The organism is Noviherbaspirillum galbum (assembly GCF_010974945.1).
Taxonomy (GTDB): Bacteria; Pseudomonadota; Gammaproteobacteria; order Burkholderiales; family Burkholderiaceae_D; genus Noviherbaspirillum; species Noviherbaspirillum galbum.
In genome coordinates, this window is record NZ_JAAIVB010000003.1 from 117010 (window position 1) to 138799 (window position 21790).

The following is a 21790-nucleotide window of genomic DNA, read 5'->3' on the forward strand; positions in this document are numbered from 1 at the left end:
CCGACCCGCCATGACCATTCCCAGCGGACACCGCATCCGGCGCCCCACGCGGGCCGGGCTTGCCTTGCGCCTGCTGTTGCTGGCGCTCGGCTGGTGCATCTCGCTCGGCGTGGCCGCGCAGGCCCTTGGCGGCAACACGAGCGAGGAAAAGGTCAAGGCCGCTTACCTTTACCGCTTCATCAGCTATGTCGAATGGCCGCCGGCGGCGGTGCCGCGTAGCGACGAGCCATACGTCGTCGGCGTTGCCGGCTCGGACGAGGTCGCCGACGAGCTTGCCGCGATCTCATCCGGCCGCATGGTCAACGGTCACCCTGTTCTCGTGCGGAAGCTGCGTGAAGACGACACGATTGCCGGCATGCATGTCCTGTTCCTGGGCGCCGGAGCACGGCCGCAAGCCTTGTTGCGCCAGGCGCAGCAACAGCCGATACTGATCGTGACGGAAAGCGAAGGGGCATTAGGCCAGGGAAGCATGATCAATTTTCGACTGGTGGACGATAGACTGCGTTTCGAGATCGCGCTTGCGCCCGCCGAACGCGCGGGATTGAAATTCAATTCCAGGATGCTGGGCGTCGCCTACTCCGTCATCAAGGGATCAGCGCCATGACCAGCCAGATCCAGCGACCGATTGCGCAGAAGTTCATGCTCGCGGTGCTGCTGACGACCTTTTCCGCGCTGCTGTTCGCCGGCCTCGGCATGCTGGCCTACGACATCCACACGTTCGAGGACACCTGGGTCAACGACCTCAAGGCGCAGGCGAACCTCGTCGCCGGCATCAGCGTGCCGACGCTCGAATTCGACGATGCGAAGGTGGCGCACGAAAACCTGGAACAGCTCAAGTCCAAGCCGGCGATCACCGCGGCGGCCATCTATGCCGCCAACGGCAAGCTGTTCGCCACCTACCTTGCCGAAGCGGACGAGCAGATGCGTTTTCCGCCCGCCGCATCGAGGGACAGCGTGTCGATCGGCGGCGACCAGATCCGCCTGATGCGGCGCATCGAGAAAGATGGCGAATTCTTCGGCACCGTCTTCCTGCAGGCACGCTACCCGCTCGCGGAAAGAGTGAAGAGTTATTCCTTCATCCTCTTCGTCATCATGTGCGTCAGCCTGATGGTGGCGCTGCTGGTGTCGAGCTGGGTGCAATCGGCGATCACCGGCCCGATCCGCGCCCTGACCGAGGCGGTGAACCAGATGATCCGGCGGCGCGACTTCTCGATGCGCGTGGACAAGACATCCAACGATGAAACCGGCGTGCTGGTCAATGCCTTCAATACGATGGTTGCCGAGGTGAGCCAGCGCACCGAAGCGCTGGAAAAGTCGAACAAGGCCCTGCAGTTCGAGATGCAGGAGCGCATCGAGGCGCAGGACGCGCTCAAGCACCTGAACAGCACGCTGGAAGACAGGATCGCGCGGCGCACCGCTGAGCTCGACCGCGCCAACGAGCAGCTGCGGCAATCGCAGAAGCTGGAGGCGATCGGGCAATTGACGGGCGGCGTGGCCCATGACTTCAACAACGTGCTGCAGGTCATTTCCGGCAACCTGCAATTGCTCCAGCTGAACGTGGCCGGAAATCCGGAAGCGCTGAAGCGGATCGAGTACTGCGGCTTTGCCGCGGAGCGCGGCGCCAAGCTGGCGTCCCAGCTGCTTTCCTTCGCCCGCCGCCAGCCGCTCCAGCCGGTCGCCACGAACCTCGGCCGGATCGTGCGCAACATGGACGAACTGCTGCGCCGCGCGCTCGGCGAATCGATCGACATTCGCACGATCATCGCGCCCGAGCTGTGGAATACCCTGGTCGATCCCAACCAGATCGAAAACGTCGTGCTCAACCTGGCGATCAATGCACGCGATGCCATGGATGGCGCAGGCAAGCTGACCATCGAGCTGGGCAACACCATGCTCGACGCGGATTACGTTCGCGAAACGCCGGAAGTCAGCCCGGGGGAATACGTCATGCTGGCGATTTCCGACAATGGCAGCGGCATGACGCCGGAAGTGATGTCGCGTGCCTTCGAGCCGTTCTTTACCACCAAGCGCGAAGGCCAGGGCACCGGCTTGGGCCTGAGCATGGCCTATGGCTTCATCAAGCAAAGCAATGGCCACATCCGGCTCTACAGCGAACCGGGGCACGGCACCACGATCAAGATCTACCTTCCCCGCACCCGGCTGGTCGAAGTGGAAGTGCAGGACATCCGGACCAGCCCGGCGATCGGCGGCGACGAAACCATCCTGGTGGTGGAAGACGACCTCATCGTGCAGGCGACCGTGATCGACCTGCTCACCGGCCTCGGCTACCGGGTGCTCAAGGCGAATGACGGCCTGAGCGCCCTGACCATCCTGCAGAGCGGCGTCTCCGTCGACCTGCTCTTCACCGACGTGGTGATGCCCGGCCCCATCCGCAGCCCGGACCTGGCGCGCCAGGCGAAGCGGCTCTATCCGCGCATCGAGGTGCTGTTCACGTCGGGGTACACCCAGAACGCCATCGTTCACGGCGGCCGCCTCGATCCCGGCGTGGAACTCATCAGCAAGCCCTACCGCCGCGAAGACCTCGCGCGCAAGATTCGCCAGTTGCTGGGCGGCGTGCGAGGCGACGAGGCGAACGCATCTTCCCAACCGCCTGAACTATCCGAACCGTCCGAAATGCTTGGTGGCCCGGCCGCAGCGGCGCCGGATGACACCCCTCGACCCCTCGGCGCCGGGCCCGATGCCGCGTCCCGCCCCCCCAGCCGGCGCATTCTCGTGGTGGAAGACAACGAGGACGCGAACGTCCTGCTCTGCGAATTGCTCAAGATCCTGGGCCACGCGCCGACCGGCGTGACGCATCCGCAGAAAGCGATCGACGCGTTCCAGAGCGACAGCTTCGACCTGCTGATCAGCGACATCCGCCTTCCGGGATTCAGCGGCATCGAGCTCGCGCGCCAGCTGCTGCAGGGGCATCCGATGCTACGGGTGATTTTTTCCTCGGGTTTCGGCTCGCAGGCGGTGGGCCAGGTCGACTATCCGGCTGTCTACCTGCCCAAGCCCTACAGCCTCAAGACGCTGCAGAGCGCCCTCGAAGAAGCGGGCGCATGAATGAAAAAGGACGACGTGGCGTCTCGCCAGTCGTCCTCGGATAGCCAAGTGGAATTCGCCTTATTCGGACTTGTCCTGCCCCTGCTTTTTCATCTGGCCGGGAGCCGCGCCGCGGTGACCACGCGTGCCGTCATGATCCCGGGCATAACCTGACGCGCCGGGGGCCGGCGATGCGGTGCTGCCGGAAGGACCGGAGGCGCTGTTGCCGCTCGGACCGCTGGCAGAAGCGCTCGCTCCCGGACCGCTCGCACTGCTGGAGGTGCTGCCCTGGCTGCCTTCCGTTCCTGCGGACGACCCGCCGGTGCCGGTCGACGATGCGCTCACGCCGCTTCCCGCCGTGGCGCTGCCGCCGCTGCCTGATGTGCTGCTTGAATTGCCGCCTGGCTGGCTGCCATCTCCGCTCGCCGTGCCGGCACCACCTTGCGTCGACGTGGTGGTGGAGCTTTGCGCCTTCCTGACGCCGGTTCCGCCGTCCGCGTGTCGGCCCGCGGCGAAGCCGCTGCTTTCGGTCGTGCTGGTGCCCGAACTTGTCGCCTGCCCGAAGGCTTCCAGCGAGACGGTGAGCATCAGCGCACCGGCGAGCAGCGAATAAATCAAGGTGCGTTGCATGGTGATTCCTCCTCATCGGGCGAAGTCCTCCGGCACGCCGGATGACTTCGCGCTTCCGTCATTGGCTGGGGCTTAGCAGCGGCCCTGCTTCTCCAGGCCCGGCGGGCAATCGCCGCTCTTGCCGGCGCCATGCTTGCCCTTCTTCGATGAACCATGCCCATCGTTCATGGTGGCGGAATCAGGCGAGCCGGCCGCGGCGCCGGTCGTTGCCGACGAACCCGATCCGTAGCCCGTCATGCCCGATGCCGACGCGCCGGAGGTTCCCGACGTACCCGATGTGCCTGAGGTGCCCGATGTGCCTGACGCCGGGCCGGTATTGGCTGCGCCAGAGCCGCTGCCTGCCGCACTGCCGCCGGTGCCGATCGAAGACCCGCTCGTGCCGTCACCGGCCGAGCTGCCGCCGGTTCCCGTGGTCGACGCACTGCCTGCACCGCCGGCGGAACCGCCAGCCGAGCTGCCACCCGTGCCCAGCGTGGAGCTGCTGCCGCCGCTGCCGGCGGAGCTAGCGCCGGTGCCTAGCGTGCTGGAACCGCCCGAGCTTCCTCCGCCACTGCCGGCACTGCTTCCACCGGTCCCAAGCGACGAGCTCGACGTGCCGTTGCCTGCGCTGCTGCCGCCGGTTCCCAGCGTGCTTGCGCTGCCGGACCCGGACTTGTCAGTTCCGCTCGTGCTTGCTCCCGTTCCGAGCGTGGAGCTCGAGGAACCGCTGCCGGCGCTGCTGCCGCCGGTACCCAGCGTCGTGGAAGATTGCGCCTGGACCAGACCGGTGCCCATGGTCAAGAGCGCTGCGGCAAGAATTGAGAGACCTGATTTTTTGTTCAGCATTCGATTCTCCTAAAGACAAAAAAGCGCATGAACGCAGCACCCTGCCAGGAATGGCTTGGGGCGCGATGTTCATGCCGCTCCCTTAATGACCTTCAGGCAACGGGCGCGGTTCAGTGCGTCTCGTAACAAATTGTCAGCATGGGAAGCGGCTGATCTGGACGGCGGGAAAGAAATCGGAGAAAAACGTGATGGACGAAAAATGCCGTCAAGAACTGCTTGCAGGCAATTGCAGGGAGCGCCAGGTCAAGCCGAGCCGAAGGTCGGTTTTCGGCGTGACCAGTTCGCGGGAGAGAAGCGCGTCGGCGTGCCCCGCCCGCAAGTGTCGTCCGGTTGCATCGAGCAAGGTGCCGGGGCCGGCGAACACCGCTTCCAAGCTGCCGTGGGCATTGAGCAGTTTCGCCGCGGTCTTGCCGCCGACCCGGTCGATGCCGGGGATGTCGTCGTCCGGGTCGCCGCAGCAGGCAAAGTAATCCGTCAGCAAGGCAGGCGGCACACCATATTTCCTTTCCACCCAGCCGGCGTCATGCCATTCACGACGCGCCGCGTCCCATACCTGCAAGCCGCGCGGCAGCAATGCCAGCAACTCACGGGAGGCGGAACAGGCGATGGCGACTCCCCTGCCCTCTTCAAGCCAGCGCAGGCAGGCGGTTGCAATGACGTCGACCGATTCATGTCCCGGCTTGTGGAAAGCCTCGACGCCGAACGCGGCAAGCTCCGCCAGGTAGTCCGGAAGCCCCTCGGCCAGCGCCTCGGGCATCGGCTTGCGGCTGCTGCGGTAAGGCGGATGCCGCAGGTGGCGCCAGGACTGGCCGCCCGCGTCCACCGTGACCAGCAGATGGCTGGGCGCATGCAATTCCACCAGGCCGCGCACCGTTGCCAGGGCGGATCGCATGCCGTCGGCGGCGCGCTGCGCGGGTTCGCCCTCGGGCAGCGTTTCGTAGGCGCGCCTCAGGATCTGCAAGGCGTCGATGGCAAGCAAGGTTTTCATGCCGCCATTATCGCAGACCGCCGCGGCTTGGCGAATCCGGCGGCCGCGGCGGGACCATGGCGCTCAGCGCGCCCCCAGTCGATCGGCCAGGGTCATGAGCAAGGCACCGCCATCGCCGCGCCATGCGCTGCCATGCATGCACGCCAGGGTCGTGGGACGAAGCGAGGAAAGGCGCGACAGATGCTTGCGCGTCTCGGGACTGTGGGCAAAGTAATCCATTTGCAGGCGGAATGCTTCGCTCGGCTCCAGGATGTCCTTGTCGGTCACGGGCGGGTGGATGTGTCCCGGCTGGGTGAACAGATCGCCGCACAGCAGCGTGGCCGTGCTTTCCTCGAACAGCATGCCGCATTCCCAGCCATGCGGAAGGTGCGGCGTGGCGATCCAGCGCACGCGATGCGAACCGAGGCCGAGCACTTCGCCGTCGGCCATGCTCCTGGCGGGACGCAGCGCGATGTCGTTCACCGATACCATGGCCGCGATTTCACCGCAAAGCGGGACGGCGCGGGGCGCGGCCTGCAGGAAGTCATTGAGCGACCCGCATTCGTCCGCCTCCACGTGCGAGAACCCGATGTAGGCCAGTTCGCTCACGGGAATGACGCGATTGATGGCGTCCGCCACTGCGCCGAAAAGCTTCCGCGGACCGGTATGGTAGAGCAACGGCTGCTCGTCCACGACGAGATACTGGTTGAAGGAAAATCCCCCGGGCATCACCTCGGGCGGCACTGGCGTGGAGATGCGATAAATGCCGGAAGCGATTTCGTCGATCGTGGTGACCGTGGCGGCCGTGCCTGATACGGCATCGGTTGAATCGGTGACTGGAGTGGGCGCGGACATGGTGTTTCCTTTCAGGGATGCGAGAGAAAAAGCCGCAATGCCAGCAAGGCGGCGTCGTTCGCCCGTTCGGGCGAGGAAAGCGATTGTTCGAGGGTTTGCCAGGACGGATAGGAAATAATCATGGCTACCAGGGCGGCGCGCTCTTCCGGCAGGTCGCGGCCCACGCCCGCAATGATGCTTCTCGCCAGCGCTTCCACTTCCCGGGCGCCCGCGTTTCCTGCTTCGGCCACCGCGGGAAGCGTCGGCGCGTCGACGGGCGTCCACCTGATCCAGGGATGGAAATAGCGATAGCGGGCAAAGACCTTCTCTACCAGGAGACGCAGGCGCGACTCGAGGTCAGGTTCGGCAAGAATCGCGTCTGCGTCGATCGCGGGCGCCTGCCCGGTCACTTTGCCGATGCAGTGGGGCAGCAACGCCTCTTTCGTCGGAAAATGCTTGTAGACCGTGGCGACCGAAACGCCGGCAAGGTCCGCGATCTGGGCATGGCTGGTGGCGACCGCGCCCTGCCGCGCGTGAAGTGAAATGGTGGCATCGACGATGCGATCAAGGGTCTGCGCTTCAGACTCCTTGCGGCGTGCATTGTTATAAGATCGAGGCGCCATGGGATTTAAGTGTAATTAATTTATATTGAATATAGTATCAATTTAATTAATTAGCAAAGGCTTTTGAAAAGGGCTTTTCCTGGCTGTTCGTACACGCGGAAGACCATGATGCCTGCCCGCATGCCGGCCTGCCGTTTATCGACTCGCCCTGTCCTTGCCGATAGTTCCAATTTGCTTGAGCATACGATGCTTGATTCCTTTCCAAAATGGAATTAGCAGTCGAGTCGCACCATTTCCGCCATACTGGGGACTCCATGCCGCGCCAAGGGTAAAATTTGGCATGGCGGCCGCGGAGATCGCGGCGTAGTTTTTCCTTCAAGATTTGCATGCCCAACACCCAGATCAACGACGCGGAAAGGCTTCGCCTTTTCGTGACAGGCGTAACCGACTACGCCATCTACATGCTCTCCCCCGAGGGCATCATCAGCACATGGAACGCCGGCGCAAGGCGTTTCAAGGGCTATGCGCCGGAAGAAATCATCGGCCAGCACTTCTCGCGCTTCTACACCCCGGAAGACCGCGCGCGCGGGCGCCCGCAGGAAGCCCTGCGCATCGCGCTGGAAAACGGCAAGTTCGAAGATGAAGGCTGGCGCGTCCGCAAGGATGGCTCGCGCTTCTGGGCGCACGTCGTCATCGACCCCATCCGCGACCAGGAAGGCAACCTGGTCGGCTTCGCCAAGATCACCCGCGACATCACCGAGCGCATGGAGGCGGCGACCGCCTTGCATGCGAGCGAGGAACGTTTCCGGATGCTGGTGCAGGGCGTGACCGACTATGCCATCTACATGCTTTCCCCCGAAGGCCGGATCACCAACTGGAATGCCGGCGCCGAACACATCAAGGGCTACACCGAAAGCGAAATCGTCGGCCAGCATTTCTCCCGCTTCTACACCGACGAAGACCGGCAGAACAAGTTGCCGGAACGCGCCCTGGAAACCGCGCGCGTCGCGGGCCGCTTCGAAAACGAAGGCTGGCGCGTCCGCAAGGACGGATCGCGCTTCTGGGCGCATGTCGTCATCGATCCCATCCGCGACAAGCGCGGCGAACTCCTCGGCTTTGCCAAGATCACCCGCGACATCACGGAAAGGCGGAATGCCGCCGAGGCGCTGGAACGCGCCCGGGAAGCGCTCTTCCATGCGCAAAAGATGGAAGCGATCGGGAAGCTGACCGGCGGCGTGGCACATGATTTCAACAACCTCCTCAACGTCATCGTCAGCGGGCTCGAGATCCTGACTCAGGAGATCGGCAGCCCCGGCGGCAAACGCGTGCTCGAGAGCATGCAGCGCGCCGCCGAACGCGGCACCGCGCTCAACCAGCAACTCCTGGCATTCGCCCGCAAGCAGCCGCTCAAGCTCGAGAAGCACAATCTCAACCGGGTGATCAGTTCGTTCGAGGCGGTCCTTCGCCGCGCCGGCAAGAGCACCGTCGATTTCCGCATCCGCCTCGCCTCCGAACTCTCCTGCACCATGGTCGACGTCACGCAGTTCGAGGCCGCGCTGCTGAACCTGATCGTGAACGCGGGCGACGCCACGCCGGACGGTGGCGTGATCACCCTGTCGACCTCGCTCGCATGGGTGGAGGAAGGAATCGTTGGCACCCTGAGGTCAGGCAGGTACGTCTGCGTGACGGTGGAAGACACCGGCACCGGCATGTCGCCCGAGGTTGCCAGGCGTGCCATGGAGCCGTTCTTTACCACGAAGGAAGTGGGCAAGGGCACCGGCCTCGGCCTCAGCCAGGCTTTCGGCTTTGCGCAGCAGTCCGGCGGCGAACTCGTGATCGATTCCCGCGTCGGCCAGGGATCCCGCATCGCCATCTACCTGCCGGCACTGGATGACATCGGCGCCCTGCCCTTGCCGCAAGATGTGAGCCTCGAGAAGGCCTTGGTGGTCGACGATCAGCCCGACGTGCTCAACGTCGCGGTGGAGATGTTCCGCACCCTGGGCTACGAGGTGCTGTCCGCGAACAGCGGCAAGGATGCCCTCGCCATCCTGCAAAGGGTGGACGACGTCGACGTGCTGTTCAGCGACATCATGATGCCCGGGATGAACGGCATCGAACTCGCGCGGGAAGCACGCAAGCTGTACCCGAACCTGAAGGTGGTCCTCGCGTCCGGCTATGCCGAACCGGCCATGGAGACGGAACGCGATGCCATCGCTTCCATCGATTTCATCGCCAAGCCTTACCGCGTCTCGGAGGTCCTGAAGAAACTGCGGGACTGAGCGATGCCTTCGCGCCGGCGACGCTTCACGCCAACAGGCGCGAAGGTCGATCTCATTTGTACAGCGGCAGTTGCATGGCCACGGGGCGCACGTCGAGATAGATGTTCAATACCGAGTAATCTTCTCCGCCATAGGCACCGGTGTAGTAACCCATGCTGTCCGCCCCTTTGCGGAAGCGGAACTCGAAGCCCACGTCCGGCGTATCGCCATTCGGATTGCCGAACGCCAGGCCGACCATTTCATTGTGCCGGTTGTCGATCAGGTCCTGCATGAGTTCGACGACCGCGGTATTGCTGAGGATGTCCGGGACAAAGCGCTGGGCACGAAAATACGGCTTGGCGGGATCCAGCTTGCCGGAGAGCTTTTCCTTGGACGGCGTGAATTCCTTCGTGGCGAAATCGAACTTGTCGCCGCGGTCGAGATAGCTCAGCTTCGCATTCTTGATGTTGAAGCGGCCCAACCCCGGCTCGGTGCTCGCTTGCGACAGGTCCACCAGCAGCACGCCCTTATAGCCGATCACTTCCACCTGGCTGCCGGTCACGACCATCGCCGTGTTTTCGTCTACGCCCAGGCCCAGCTTGTAATTGCGCGCCATCATGGCCGGCATCATGCGCGCGAAGCGGCCGCGCACCAGCAGGTGCTGGTCGACGAACACGTCAGGACCGATGAAGCCCAGGCCCGGCGCGATGTCCTTGCCGTCGCGGACGCCATTCTTGAGCATGGAAAGAATGGGCCGCGCATTGAAGAACATGGTTTCGCTCATGATGGCCGCGCCCGCGCTCGACCCGGCGATCACTCCTCCCTTGCGGTACACGTCCCAGACGGCATCCAGCATCGGCGTGTTCTTTCCTTCCGGCGTGCGCAAGGCTTGCGTGATCCGCCCCTGGTCTCCGCCCGAGAAATAGACGCCGGTCGCAGACCGGACTTCCGCCACGAGTTCAGGGTCCATCGCCGCCCGCTGGTAATCGCTTTCCTCCAGCTTGACCGCGACGGGAACGAAGAACGCCTGGGCGCCCGCCTTGTTGAGCATGTTGACCAATGCCGTGCCGGATCGCTTGGGATTGACCGATGCGGAGGCGAACACCGCGATCTTCGCGCCCTTCCCGCCGGCCAGTTGCACGATGCGCTCCCAGACCGGAAGATTATCGAAGTGCAGGTTGCCGCCCGCGATCACCAGCGAGCCCTTCGGTGGCGTCTTTTCCGGCACGGGGGCCGATGCCGCCGACGCCTCCGTCAGGGACGCCGTCAACAGGGAAATGGCCAGGCTAAAGCACAACAATGTCATCCAGCGCTGCATCGAGAATCCCTCCTTGCCATATTGTTCATCGTGCCCGGGCGACGCCACCCGATAGAAACTGCTTCAACCGCCCGCTCTTTGGATTGTCCAGCACCTCGCGTGGAGAACCTTGCTCTTCGATCAAACCTTGATGCAAAAAAACGAGCTGGCTCGACACTTCGCGCGCGAATCCCATTTCGTGGGTGACGACGATCATGGTCCTCCCTTCATCGGCAAGTCCCTGCATCACCCGCAGCACCTCGCCCACCAGTTCCGGATCGAGGGCCGACGTGGGCTCGTCGAACAGCATCACTTCCGGCTCCATCGCCAGCGCGCGGGCGATCGCGACGCGCTGCTGCTCACCGCCCGAAAGATGCGCCGGAAAGTAATCCTTGCGATGCAGCGCTCCCACCTTGTCCAGATACGCTTCGGCCCGGGCAATGGATTCATCTCTTGCCATTCCCAGCACATGGATCGGCGCCTCGATCACGTTGTCGAGAACGCTCATGTGCGCCCACAGGTTGAAGTGCTGGAAGACCATGGCGATACGGGAACGGAAGCGTTGCAACTGGCGGCGATCCGCGGCCACGAGCTGGCCGTCCTTTCCCGCCTTCAGCTTTAGCTCGTCGCCGTTCAGGAAGATGGCACCTTCCGATGGCGACTCGAGCAGGTTGATGCAGCGCAGGAAGGTGCTTTTGCCGGACCCGCTGGATCCGATGATGCTGATCACGTCCCCTGCCCTCGCGGTCAATGACACGCCTTTCAGCACTTCGTTGCTGCCGTAGCGCTTGTGCAGGTTCCTGACGACGAGCTTATCCATGTGGCGGCCTGAATGTCGTTGTCATCATGCGCTCAGCAGCTTGCCGACGCGGAACGGCGTCGCGCCGGCCACCTTGGCCACCCGCATTCCGCGATGCACGAAGCGCGCGTTGGTGCGCGCGAAGAATCGGCCGGAGATGCTGGTGCATAAGGGAGTAACCAGCCCGCTCACCGGATCGACGATTTCCGCGATCACGTCGCCCGCGCGCACGTCCTCGCCCGGTTCGCGCACGAAGACCAGCAATCCGCCATGCGGCGCGGCCAGCGGCTCCACTCCCTGCAGCGGCGTCGGCTCGCAGGCGGCCGCCGGCACCGTCGGCATGCTCTCGCAGGCAACGAAGCCCTCCAGGGCAAGGAAGTCCAGCAGCGCTTCCGCGTCCTGCCGGGCGAGGTCATGGCGCACGTCCTGTGTCCCGCGCAACTCCACCGTGGCGGACAGGCAGGCGAACGGCACGTTGGAGCCTGTGCCCGCGTGTTCCGCCAGTTCCCACCAGTGCCGCGAACAGGCTTCGTCGAAAGGATCGTCGCCGGACTCGTTTGCCGTCAGCACCACTTGCGCGCCCAGCAGCGCCGCCAGCGGCATTGCCCGGTCCGCCAGTTGCGGCGCGGTGTAAAGGTGCATGACGGCTTCATGGTCACAGTGCAGGTCGAGCACGACGTCCGCGTCGACCGCCAGCGAAAGCAGGATGACCTTCATGGCTTCCGTTTCGCCGGCGCCGGGCCATTCCTGGAGCGACTGCCTGGCCAGTTCGCGGATGAGACGCACGTTGTCGTCACCGTCCCCGCCTAGCTTGCCCTCCAGCGCCTGCTTGAGCTTCGGCGTGAGATGCGGGTAGCCGCGGTTGAAGTTCACGCCGCTTGGCAGGTCGAAGCGCCCGAACGCGCTGCCCTGGATGGATTGCGCGACGCCGATCGGATTCGCCAGCGGGACGATGACCACTTCGCCGAGAAGCGCGCCATCATCCTCGAGTTGCTTGAGCCGGGCGCGCAGGTGATGGGCGACCAGCATGCCAGGCAACTCGTCGGCATGCAGCGATGCCTGCAGATAGGCCTTGCGCCCGCCTGCGGGACCATAGTGAAAGCTGGCGATTTCCCGGTGGGTGCCGAGGCTGGCGGAAGGAAGGGGATGGTGCTGGATTTGCATGTGTGGTCAAGCCGTTGGGTTGGTCCGGATTAGCGCTGCTCAGGCGGCATGATGGGGCTGGACATGGCGCAGCCAGCGTTGCTCGGCCTTGCGGAACAACCAGACAAGGAAGAACGTCGCCAGCAGATAGAGCAGTCCAGCAAAACCGAAGGCCTCGAAGGAACGGAAGGTATCGGCATTGGCATCGCGCGCGATCTTCAGCAGGTCGGGCACTGTGGCGGCGAACGCGACCGATGTCCCATGCAGCATGAAGATCACTTCGTTGCTCAGTGCCGGAATGCTCCGCCGGAACGCGTCGGGCAGAATGATGCGCCGGTACAGGACGGCGTCCGACATGCCATAGGCCCGACCGGCTTCCACGGCGCCATGGGACACCGAGCGGATCGCGCCCGCGAGGATTTCCGTGGTGTAGGCGCAGGTATTCAGGACGAAGGCGAGGATCACGCAATTGAAGCCGACCCGGAAAAACAGGTTGAGCAGTTCGGTCTCCCTCACGATCTGCAAGCCGTATATGCCGGAGTAGATCAGGAGAAGCTGCACGTACAGCGGCGTGCCGCGGAAGACATAAGTGTAAAGATGAACGGGCAAGGAAAGCCAGCGCCTCGGCGACACCCGGGCGATGGCGAGCGGGACCGCGAGCGCGAAGCCGATCCCGGTCGACAGCACCAGCATCCACATCGTGACCGCCAGCCCGGTCAGCCGCGTGCCATCGGTCCAGAGGTAGGCTCGCCAGTATTCCTGGAGGAGGTCCGTCATAGCTGCGCCATCCTCACGCCGACGGCATATCGCCGTTCCAGCCATTGCAACAGCAGGAGGCTGGCGGTAGTGATCGCGAGATAGGCAGCTCCCGTGACGGCGATGAAGAAGAAGAACTGGTAGCTCGCCTTGCCGGCCTGGTCGGCAATCCTGACGAGGTCGTTCAGGCCGATCACGGAAACCAGGGCCGTGCTCTTCATCAGCACCTGCCAGTTGTTGCCGATGCCGGGCAAGGCAAAGCGCATCATCTGCGGAAACAGCAGGCGCCGGAACACCTGGGTTCGCGTCATGCCGAAGGCGAGCCCGGCTTCCAGCGGCCCTCTCGGCACCGCGAGGAATGCGCCACGGAAGGTCTCGGCGAAATAGGCGCCATAGATGAAGCCGAGGGTAAGCACGCCGGCGGTGAATGGATCGATCGTGATCTGGCTCCAGCCCAAGGCTTCGGTGGCATCGTTGAGCAATATCTGCAAGCCGTAGAACATCAGCAGCATCGTGACCAGATCCGGCACGCCCCGCACAAGCGTGACGTAGGCCGTGGCTAGGCCGCGCAAGGTCCGGCTCGGCGAGACCCTTGCGGCAGCGGCAAGCATGCCGACCAGGAACGCGACCGCGAGCGCGGACAGCGACAATGCCAGCGTGACCTTGAGCCCCTGGAGAAGCTGGGAACCATAACCGTAGAAAAGCATGCGGGCGAAGGTTGGTTGAACTCGATGAAGCACGATGCCGGCGCCGACTTCAGCCGGCGCACGCTGCATCAATCGCCTGAAACGTCCGTGTCGAAGTACTTGGTCATGATCTTCTTGTAGGTGCCGTTCGCCTTCAGGTCGGCGAGCGCCTTGTTGAGCGCTTCCTTGAGTTCGGCATCGCCCTTGCGCACGCCAAAGCCCGTGCCCGTGCCGAAGATCTTTTCATCCTTGAGCACCGGGCCGGCGTAGGCGAAGCCCTTGCCGGCGGGTTTCTTCAGGAAGCCTTCGGTCGCTTCCACCGCATCCATCAGGCCGGCATCGAGGCGACCCGCCTGGAGATCGGCATAGATCTGGTCATTCTTTGCGTAGGACACCACGTCCACCCCGTTGCGCGCCAGCTTCTCCTTGGCGAAGGTCTCGTGCGTGGTGCCCTGCTGCACGCCGATGCGCTTCCCCTTGAGGGATTCGGCGGTCGGCAACAGGTTGGCGCCGGCCTTGGCGATCATGCGCGGCGGCGACAACGTCACCCGGTTGCTGAAGTCGATTTCCTTGAGGCGCTTTTCGGTGATGGACATCGAGGCATTGATGGCGTCGAACTTCTTGGCTTTCAAGGCGGGGATCATGCCATCGAAGTCATTCTCCACCCAGGTGCACTTCGCCTTGAGATGCGCGCAGATGGCGTCGCCGAGTTCGATGTCGAAGCCAGCCAGCTTGCCGTCCTTGGTCTTGAATTCGAAGGGCGCATTGCCCGGATCGGTGCCGAACCTGATCTCGGTGATATCGCGCGCTATTGCGGGAAACGACGCGGCGGCGAACGCCACCGCGGTGCAGACCACAAGCCTGTACATGTCGAACATGGATTCTCCTGATATGCGCACCGATGCCATCGGCTGTGGGACCGGCTTTGCGTTTGCGAATTCTATGTGTGTAGCCATTCTTCCACAACACGGTGGAAATGTATTACTCAATGGCATTAGCAAACTTGAGGAGCCTCAAGCAGGGAATGGCCGGGTCGCGAAGCGAACGGTGAAGGATGGCCGTGCAGGAAAGTCGCCGGTCTTGTGGACTGCAACCACCCATTGCAAATGATAATGATTCGCATTATTATATTCATCAACGACCTGACATTTTTACAAAACTTTCCTCATGCCGCCATCCTTTCCGCAAGACCGGGCCCTGGTTTCCCGCCCTGGCCGACCGCTCCGCCTTCCCTTGCATGGACTTGCCGCCACCACCATCGCCTTGTGCGCGCTTCCCGCCGCCGCGCAAACCCAGGGAGAGAACAGTGACCAGACCCTGCCGAGCATCGTGATCAAGGATAGCCGGGAGCAAAACAATGGCTACCACGGCGAGAAAACCCGGCTCGGAAAGACGCCGCAACTCGCCAAGGACATTCCCCAGTCGGTCACCATCGTGTCGGAGCAACTCATGCGTGAGCGCAACGCCGACACCTTCAAGGAAGCCCTGCGCAACGTGGCGGGGCTTACCTTCAACGCCGGAGAAGGCGGCCGCATCGGCGACAACATCACCTTGCGAGGCTACTCTGCCGTGGGTGACCTTTTCCTTGATGGCATCCGGGACATTGCCCAGTACAACCGCGACACCTTCAACCTGGAACAGATCGAGATCCTCCGCGGCTCGGCCTCCATGCTGTTCGGCCGCGGCTCGACGGGCGGCGTCATCAACCAGGTCAGCAAGAAGGCCAAGCCGGTCGATGCAAGCGAAGCGGCGCTCACCGTGGGCAGCTTCAATTACAAGCGCCTGACCGCCGACCTCAACAGGGCATTCAGCGATGACCTGTCGTTCCGGCTCAACCTCATGGACACCGAGACGGACAGCTTCCGCAACGACGTGAAGCAACGACGCTTCGGCGTCGCGCCGACCCTGACCTGGGGAGCGGGCACCGACAACGAAGTGAACCTGTCCTACTTCTACATGAAGGACAACAACGTTCCGGACTATGGCGTGCCCTACTTCAAGGGACGACCGATCGACGTGCCCATCGAGCGCTTCTACGGCCTGGCGAACGCCGACTACGAGAAGAACCAGACCGGCATCGGCACCCTCGCCTACACCCATCTTTTCAGCAACGACACCGCGCTGCGCACGACCTTGCGCAAGGCCGACTATGATCGCGACCTGCGCGCCGTGGCGCCGCGCCTGGGCGTCGCCAGCGCCGCCGGCTGCGCCATCAATGGCAACCTTGCCGGGTGGAGCGATGCCACCGGCTTGTGCCGTCAGCGGCAAGCGCGGGGCGGCGCGGAGCATACCTGGACGCTGCAGTCCGACTTCAACACCAAATTCGCCGCTGGCGGCATGAAGCATGAGATTCTGGCCGGTGTCGAATATCTCAATGAAGACGCCTCCCGCTACACCAACGCGAGCGCGCTCTCGAACCCGAGCACGACGGTGGGCAACGTCGATACCATGCCGGTCCTGCCCGCGGGTTTCGACGCGTCATTCATCCGCACTGCCTACAACAAGTACACCGGCCACACCGCGAGCGCCTATGCGCAGGACACCATCGAGTTCATCCCCCACTGGAAGCTGCTCGCCGGGGCCCGCCATGACAGCATGCGCGCCGATTACGAGCGCCCCGCCCCGGCCGGCCCGCTGTCACGCAAGGATGACGTCTGGAGCTGGCGCGCGGGCCTGATGTACCAGCCGGACAAGCTGACGACGTATTACACCTCGTATGGCACCTCGTTCAACCCTTCCGCCGAAGCCTACCAGCTCGACAGCCGCACCGCGAACACGCCGCCCGAGAAAAGCCGCAACCTCGAGATCGGCGCAAAGTGGGAACTGCTGGATGGCGACATGTCGGTCCGCACCGCATTGTTCCGCTCCGAAAAGACGAACGAGCGCAATACCGACGTCGCCTCGCCCGATATCGCCGTCCTCTCCGGCCGCCGCCACACCGACGGACTTGAACTCGAATCGGTCGGCCGCCTGTCGAAGCAGTGGGAAGTGTTTGCCAACGTGGCGATCATGCGCGCCAAGGTCGACGAGGCATCGGCCGACCAGGCAGGCACGAAAGGCATGGTCCCGACCAACACCCCAGACTATACCTACAGCCTCTGGACCACCTACAAGTTCGCGCCGGGCTGGAAGGTGGGCGGCGGACTCGAAGGCGTCGGCCTGCGCTACGCGAACGCGACGAATACCATCGAGGTTCCCGCCTACAAGCGCGTGGATGCCCTGCTCGAGTACGCGGCGAAAAAATATTCGATCAAGCTCAACGTGTTCAATCTGTTCAACGAGAAGTATTACGAGGGCGTCTATACCGGACACGTGCTGCCGGGCACGCCCCGCGCGGTCCAGCTCACGCTGGGCACCAAGTTCTGAGGAATCGCCATGCTGCTTCATGTTCCCCGTGTACTCGAACCGGCCGCGCTCCGGCGCTGCCGCGACATCGTTGAAGGCGCCACCTGGCTTGATGGCGGCCTGACCGCGGGCACGCAATCCGCCCAGGTGAAAAACAACCGCCAGCTGTCGGAAGCATCCGAAGCGTCCCAGGCGGCGCGCGCCATCGTTGTCGATGCGCTGGCGAAAAGCGCCCTCTTCTTCAGCGCCGCGCTACCGAAGAAAACCTTTCCGCCGCTGTTCAATCGCTATGACGGCAGCGCCAATGCCTTCGGCAACCACATCGACAATGCCGTGCGCACCTCCCTGACGACCGGCGACTGGGTGCGGACCGATCTTTCCGTCACTCTGTTCCTGAGCGATCCCGAAGAGTACGACGGCGGCGAGCTGGTCGTGCAGGACACCTTCGGAACGCATCGCGTCAAGCTGCCCGCAGGCGATCTCGTGCTCTATCCCTCTTCCAGCGTGCATCGCGTCGAACCGGTCACGCGCGGCAGCCGCATCGCTTCCTTCTTCTGGGTGGAAAGCATGGTTCGCCGGGACGACCAGCGGCGGCTGCTGTTCGACATGGACATGGCGATCCAGTCCATGCGCGACGCCAGCCAGGGCAGCGACTCGGAGCATGTCGTCAGCCTGACGGGGTGTTATCACAATCTCATGCGCATGTGGGCGGAGACCTGACCCATTTACCCGGATCGCCCCGGCCGCAAAGTTACAACAAAGGACCAACATGCATCCCCAGAAGCACCGGCTCCACGCCTTTCTTCCCGTACTGGCCGCGTCAATCGCGTTGTGCATCGCGCCCGGCGCATCGGCAGCCGATGCCGAGGCCCGCATCACCATCCAGGAACACAAGTTCGTGCCGGCAGAGCTGAAGGTTCCCGCCGGCCAGCGCGTCAAGCTCCTGGTCCTGAACAAGGACGACACGCCGGAAGAATTCGAAAGCAGCACGCTCGCCGTAGAGAAAGTCATTCCCGGCGGCGCGCGCGCGACCATCTTCATCGGACCGCTCAAGCCGGGCCGCTACCCTTTCATGGGCGAATTCCACCAGAGCACCGCGCAAGGCGCGGTGGTCGCGGAGTAAGCATGTTCGGCGCCGCGCTGATCATCTTCCGGGAAACCGTGGAAGCCGCGCTGTTCGTGAGCATCATGGCCGCCGCGACACGGGGACTGCCGGACCGGGGACGCTGGCTCGCGGCAGGCATCGCCGGCGGCATCCTCGGTTCCCTCCTCGTCGCCAGCATGATGGAAACGATCGCCGACATGGCGGAAGGCATCGGGCAGGATTACCTCAACGCCGGCATCCTCGGCATCGCCTTCGTGATGCTGGCCTGGCATCTCATGACGTCGGCGCGGCACGGCATGCAGGCGGCCAGCGCCGCGCGGCAGCTCGGGCAGGCCTTGCATGAACGCGCCGGTCCGCCTTGGGCCATGGTCATCGCCGTCGCGCTTGCCGTCCTGCGCGAAGGTGCGGAGACCGTCCTGTTCGTCGCCGGCTACGCGGCGGGCAACGCGTCGAGCCGAGGAAGCATCCTGGCCGGTTGTGCCATGGGCCTGGCAGCGGGCATCGCCCTCGGCGCGCTGCTCTACGCCGGCCTGAAATCGATTCCCATCCGCCGGCTGTTCTCGGTGACCAACCTCTTGATCCTGCTGATGGCGTCGGCGATGGCCGGCCAGTTTGCGCGGACCCTCATCCAGGCGGGCATCCTTCCTTCGCTATTGGCCTCGGCCTGGGACTCCTCGGCGCTGTTGTCTAACGATTCCCTGGCGGGCACCCTGATGCACGCGCTCCTCGGTTACGAAGCACGACCCTCGGGCATGCAGCTGCTTTTTTATGCCGGCGGCTTAGTCCTGCTGGTGGCCGGCATGCGCCTGATGCGGCCCCGCGCCAAGGCAACGACGGCCAGTACGGCGGTTTCGCCCGAGATTTCCGTCTGAAAAATCCTCTTGCCTGTTCTTCCGACCGCGCCCGGCTCCCTGCCTCTCGGCCGAGGGGCAGCCGCGCAAGCGCCCATCCATTGATATATTATTTCCGCAACATTGCTTCCTTGAATCCGATTTGAAGTCGCCTGCGTACAAGAGGCGTCGGGTCCGGGCTGCGCGCGCAGCCCGGACCGAGCGTCCGTTAACTGGGGAGAAATTGTCATGAGCACAGCAACCAACCTGGCCATCAGTTGGGTAGAACAGGGATACGTCCCGGATCCGGTGATTCGCGCAGGCATCCGCCGCCTCTTGAAAAGCCGGCTCGAAGAAATCGAGGCTGACCGGACGGGCGCCGCCTCGGAGCGCATGGAAGCATTCATCCGGGAGATGGCAGCCGCCGACATGGCGCCGCTGCCCGAAAAGGCCAACGAACAGCATTACGAGGTGCCGGCAAGCTTCTTCCTGCGGGCGCTTGGCTCGCACCGGAAATACAGCTGCTGCTGGTGGCCGGAAGGCACCGATACCCTGGACGAAGCGGAAGCCCTCGCATTGAACGCCACCTGCGAACGCGCCGGCCTCGCGGATGGACAGGACATCCTGGAACTGGGCTGCGGCTGGGGTTCGCTCAGCCTGTGGATGGCGGAACGCTTCCCGCGCGCGCGCATCACCGCGGTGTCGAACTCCCGCTCGCAGCGCGCCTACATCGAACAGGAAGCGCAGCGGCGCGGCCTGAAAAACCTGCGCATCCTGACGCAAGACATGAACGTGTTCGACATCGCCGACCGTTTCGACCGCATCGTGTCGGTGGAAATGTGCGAACACCTGCGCAACTGGCCCCTGCTGTTCAGCCGCATCCGCTCCTGGCTGAAGCCCGGCGGACGGTTCTTCATGCATGTCTTCGTGCATCGTTCGACGCCCTACGCTTTCGAGGCGCGCGACGAGAGCGACTGGATGAGCCGTCATTTCTTTTCCGGCGGCATGATGCCGAGCGACGATCTCGCCGCCCGCTTCCAGGATGACCTCAAGCTGCTGCAGAGATGGCGGTGGGACGGCACGCACTATGAAAAGACCTGCAATGCCTGGCTGGCGCGCATGGACGACCAACGGGATGCGGTCATGCCCATCCTGGAACAGACCTATGGCAAGGAGCAGGCGGCGGTGTGGTGGATGCGCTGGCGCATCTTCTTCATGTCGTGCGCGGAACTGTTCGGCTATGAGCACGGGCAGCAATGGTGGGTAAGCCATTACCTGTTCGAACGCCGTCCGGACTGATTTCCGGCAACGATCATCGGAGGGGCTCGCATGGAATCGATTGCCGCCGTCAAGCCGTCCTGGCGCAATGGCGCCGCCATCAACTTCGTCCTGTTCCAGGCAGGATGGCTGGGCTGCGTGCTGAGCGCGGCGCGCGGACAAGCCTGGCTGGGCGTCCTGGGCGTTGCAGCCATCGGCGGCTGGCATCTCGCCCACGCCGCTCGCCCTCGCGCGGAGGCAAGGCTGATGCTGCTGGCCGCCCTGCTCGGGATCGTCTGGGAAAGCGTGCTTGCCAGCGGCGGCTGGCTGGTCTATCCAGACGGACTGGCATTCGGGATACTCGCGCCTTACTGGCTCGTTGCGATGTGGGTTCTGTTTGCGACCACGCTCAACGCATCCCTCGGCTGGTTGCGCGGCAAGCCCTGGCTCGCGGCGGCATTCGGCGGCGTGGGCGGACCGCTTGCCTTCCTGGCGGGAGAGCGGCTCGGCGCGGTGGCCTTTGCCCGGCCGGCCGCCGCCACGATTGCGCTGGCGCTGGGATGGGCCTTGCTGACGCCGCTGCTGACGGCGATCGCATCACGCCTGTCGGAGCACCGTCCATGAAAACGACCGCAGGAAGAACGCAATGACATTATGGGATCTGGGATCGGGCCCCGCACTTGCCAGCGCCGCCACGGTGGCCATCATCGCCGTCGTTGCCTGGATCATCAGCGTGGCCAGGCGCAACGCAGGCATTGCCGACGTCATCTGGGGAGGCTTCATGCTGGCCGGATCGGCAGCCTTCATGCTGAAGCTCGACCAGCCCGGTCCGCGCGCCGCCTGGTTGCTGGCAATGATCGCCTTGTGGGCGCTGCGCCTGTCGCTGCACATCGGCTGGCGCAACCACGGCCAGCCGGAAGACCGGCGCTACCAAGCCATACGCGAGCGCAACCAGCCTCATTTCGCCTTGAAGAGCCTTTATCTGGTGTTCGGACTGCAGGCGGCGCTAGCATGGATCATCGCCCTGCCGCTGTTTGCCGCGATCGGAAGCGGCGCACCGATCGGATGGCTTGATGCCGCCGGCGTCCTGCTCTGGCTTGCCGGGTTCCTGTTCGAGGCCATCGCCGACGCCCAGCTTGCGCGTTTCCGGAAGCGGCATGCCGGTTTCGCGGACCAGGCGCGTCCCGTCATGGATTCAGGACTGTGGCGGTACTCGCGGCATCCGAATTATTTCGGCGAGTGCTGCCTGTGGTGGGGCTTCTACCTCGTCGCCTTGTCGGCGGGTGCGGGATGGACCATCTTCTCTCCCCTGCTCATGACCGTGCTGCTGCTCAAGGTTTCCGGCGTCGCGCTGCTGGAAAGGGACATGGTCGAACGGCGCCCCGCCTATCGCCAGTACATCGAACGCACCAATGCGTTCATTCCCGGGCCGCGTCATGAATAGCGCGCG

At 63.9% G+C, this 21790-nt stretch carries 21 protein-coding genes; 10 read left to right on the top strand and 11 right to left on the bottom strand.

The annotated features are described in order from the left end of the window. Nucleotides 1–10 precede the first annotated feature (10 nt). Together G3574_RS00495 and G3574_RS00500 are read left to right on the top strand one after the other, a co-directional pair. Nucleotides 11–604, top strand: a complete 594-nt coding sequence (locus tag G3574_RS00495; protein WP_163959792.1) for a YfiR family protein — start codon at nt 11–13, stop codon at nt 602–604. Next, nucleotides 601–3066: a response regulator gene (locus tag G3574_RS00500; RefSeq protein WP_163959794.1), complete on the top strand. Its 2466-nt coding sequence runs from the start codon at nt 601–603 to the stop codon at nt 3064–3066. Before G3574_RS00495 ends, G3574_RS00500 begins: the two co-directional genes overlap by 4 nt. Before the next feature lie 60 nt (nt 3067–3126). On the opposite strand, the gene G3574_RS00505 is transcribed toward G3574_RS00500, so the two are convergent. From G3574_RS00505 to G3574_RS00525, 5 genes are all read right to left on the bottom strand, one after another. Continuing rightward, nucleotides 3127–3675, bottom strand: coding sequence for a hypothetical protein (locus G3574_RS00505; RefSeq protein WP_163959796.1), 549 nt, complete (start codon nt 3673–3675; stop codon nt 3127–3129). A 72-nt stretch (nt 3676–3747) separates the two neighbouring features. Continuing rightward, nucleotides 3748–4500 carry a hypothetical protein gene (locus tag G3574_RS28025; protein WP_205609601.1) on the bottom strand — a complete coding sequence of 251 codons (753 nt, stop codon included), beginning with the start codon at nt 4498–4500 and terminating at the stop codon, nt 3748–3750. Between the two features lie 205 nt (nt 4501–4705). Next, complete coding sequence (locus tag G3574_RS00515) at nt 4706–5488, bottom strand: 5'-3' exonuclease (RefSeq protein WP_163959798.1); 783 nt, start codon at nt 5486–5488, stop codon at nt 4706–4708. A gap of 63 nt (nt 5489–5551) precedes the next feature. After that, a complete protein-coding gene (locus G3574_RS00520) occupies nt 5552–6322 on the bottom strand; it encodes an oxygen-binding di-iron domain-containing protein (RefSeq protein ID WP_205609602.1) in 771 nt (256 codons plus the stop codon). 11 nt (nt 6323–6333) lie between these two features. Further along, nucleotides 6334–6924 (bottom strand): TetR/AcrR family transcriptional regulator, encoded by a 591-nt coding sequence (locus tag G3574_RS00525; RefSeq protein WP_163959799.1) that lies wholly within the window; start codon nt 6922–6924, stop codon nt 6334–6336. Nucleotides 6925–7250: 326 nt separating this feature from the next. Between G3574_RS00525 and G3574_RS00530 the strand changes: the two genes are divergently transcribed. Continuing rightward, complete coding sequence (locus G3574_RS00530; RefSeq protein WP_163959801.1) at nt 7251–9143, top strand: hybrid sensor histidine kinase/response regulator; 1893 nt, start codon at nt 7251–7253, stop codon at nt 9141–9143. A gap of 52 nt (nt 9144–9195) precedes the next feature. Here G3574_RS00530 and G3574_RS00535 read toward each other — a convergent pair whose 3' ends face one another. From G3574_RS00535 to G3574_RS00560, 6 genes are all read right to left on the bottom strand, one after another. Then, nucleotides 9196–10428, bottom strand: a complete 1233-nt coding sequence (locus G3574_RS00535) for a cyanophycinase (RefSeq protein WP_163959803.1) — start codon at nt 10426–10428, stop codon at nt 9196–9198. 37 nt (nt 10429–10465) lie between these two features. Further along, complete coding sequence (locus G3574_RS00540) at nt 10466–11239, bottom strand: ABC transporter ATP-binding protein (RefSeq protein ID WP_163959805.1); 774 nt, start codon at nt 11237–11239, stop codon at nt 10466–10468. 24 nt (nt 11240–11263) lie between these two features. Beyond that, nucleotides 11264–12382 (bottom strand): succinylglutamate desuccinylase/aspartoacylase family protein, encoded by a 1119-nt coding sequence (locus G3574_RS00545; protein WP_163959806.1) that lies wholly within the window; start codon nt 12380–12382, stop codon nt 11264–11266. A gap of 39 nt (nt 12383–12421) precedes the next feature. Next, nucleotides 12422–13138 carry an ABC transporter permease gene (locus G3574_RS00550; RefSeq protein WP_163959808.1) on the bottom strand — a complete coding sequence of 239 codons (717 nt, stop codon included), beginning with the start codon at nt 13136–13138 and terminating at the stop codon, nt 12422–12424. Then, nucleotides 13135–13824, bottom strand: a complete 690-nt coding sequence (locus tag G3574_RS00555) for an ABC transporter permease (RefSeq protein ID WP_163959863.1) — start codon at nt 13822–13824, stop codon at nt 13135–13137. Before G3574_RS00555 ends, G3574_RS00550 begins: the two co-directional genes overlap by 4 nt. A 68-nt stretch (nt 13825–13892) precedes the next feature. Next, a complete protein-coding gene (locus G3574_RS00560) occupies nt 13893–14672 on the bottom strand; it encodes an ABC transporter substrate-binding protein (RefSeq protein WP_163959866.1) in 780 nt (259 codons plus the stop codon). Between the two features lie 364 nt (nt 14673–15036). On the opposite strand from G3574_RS00560, the gene G3574_RS00565 reads away from it, so the two are divergent. The 7 genes from G3574_RS00565 to G3574_RS00595 all read left to right on the top strand — a co-directional run bounded on the left by G3574_RS00565 (nt 15037) and on the right by G3574_RS00595 (nt 21784). Then, nucleotides 15037–17169 (top strand): TonB-dependent receptor, encoded by a 2133-nt coding sequence (locus G3574_RS00565; RefSeq protein ID WP_205609603.1) that lies wholly within the window; start codon nt 15037–15039, stop codon nt 17167–17169. 9 nt (nt 17170–17178) lie between these two features. Then, nucleotides 17179–17868: a Fe2+-dependent dioxygenase gene (locus G3574_RS00570; RefSeq protein WP_163959812.1), complete on the top strand. Its 690-nt coding sequence runs from the start codon at nt 17179–17181 to the stop codon at nt 17866–17868. Nucleotides 17869–17917: 49 nt separating this feature from the next. Then, on the top strand, nt 17918–18271 hold the full coding sequence (locus tag G3574_RS00575) for a cupredoxin domain-containing protein (RefSeq protein ID WP_163959813.1): 354 nt from the start codon (nt 17918–17920) through the stop codon (nt 18269–18271). 2 nt (nt 18272–18273) lie between these two features. Continuing rightward, the gene (locus G3574_RS00580; protein ID WP_163959815.1) at nt 18274–19125 is read left to right on the top strand and encodes an FTR1 family iron permease; all 852 of its coding nucleotides are present in this window, start codon (nt 18274–18276) and stop codon (nt 19123–19125) included. 207 nt (nt 19126–19332) lie between these two features. Next, entirely contained in the window at nt 19333–20382 is a 1050-nt protein-coding gene (locus G3574_RS00585; RefSeq protein WP_163959816.1) for an SAM-dependent methyltransferase, read from the top strand. 30 nt (nt 20383–20412) lie between these two features. Then, on the top strand, nt 20413–20964 hold the full coding sequence (locus G3574_RS00590; protein WP_163959818.1) for a DUF2878 domain-containing protein: 552 nt from the start codon (nt 20413–20415) through the stop codon (nt 20962–20964). Between the two features lie 22 nt (nt 20965–20986). Next, nucleotides 20987–21784, top strand: a complete 798-nt coding sequence (locus G3574_RS00595) for a DUF1295 domain-containing protein (RefSeq protein ID WP_163959820.1) — start codon at nt 20987–20989, stop codon at nt 21782–21784. Nucleotides 21785–21790: the final 6 nt, after the last annotated feature.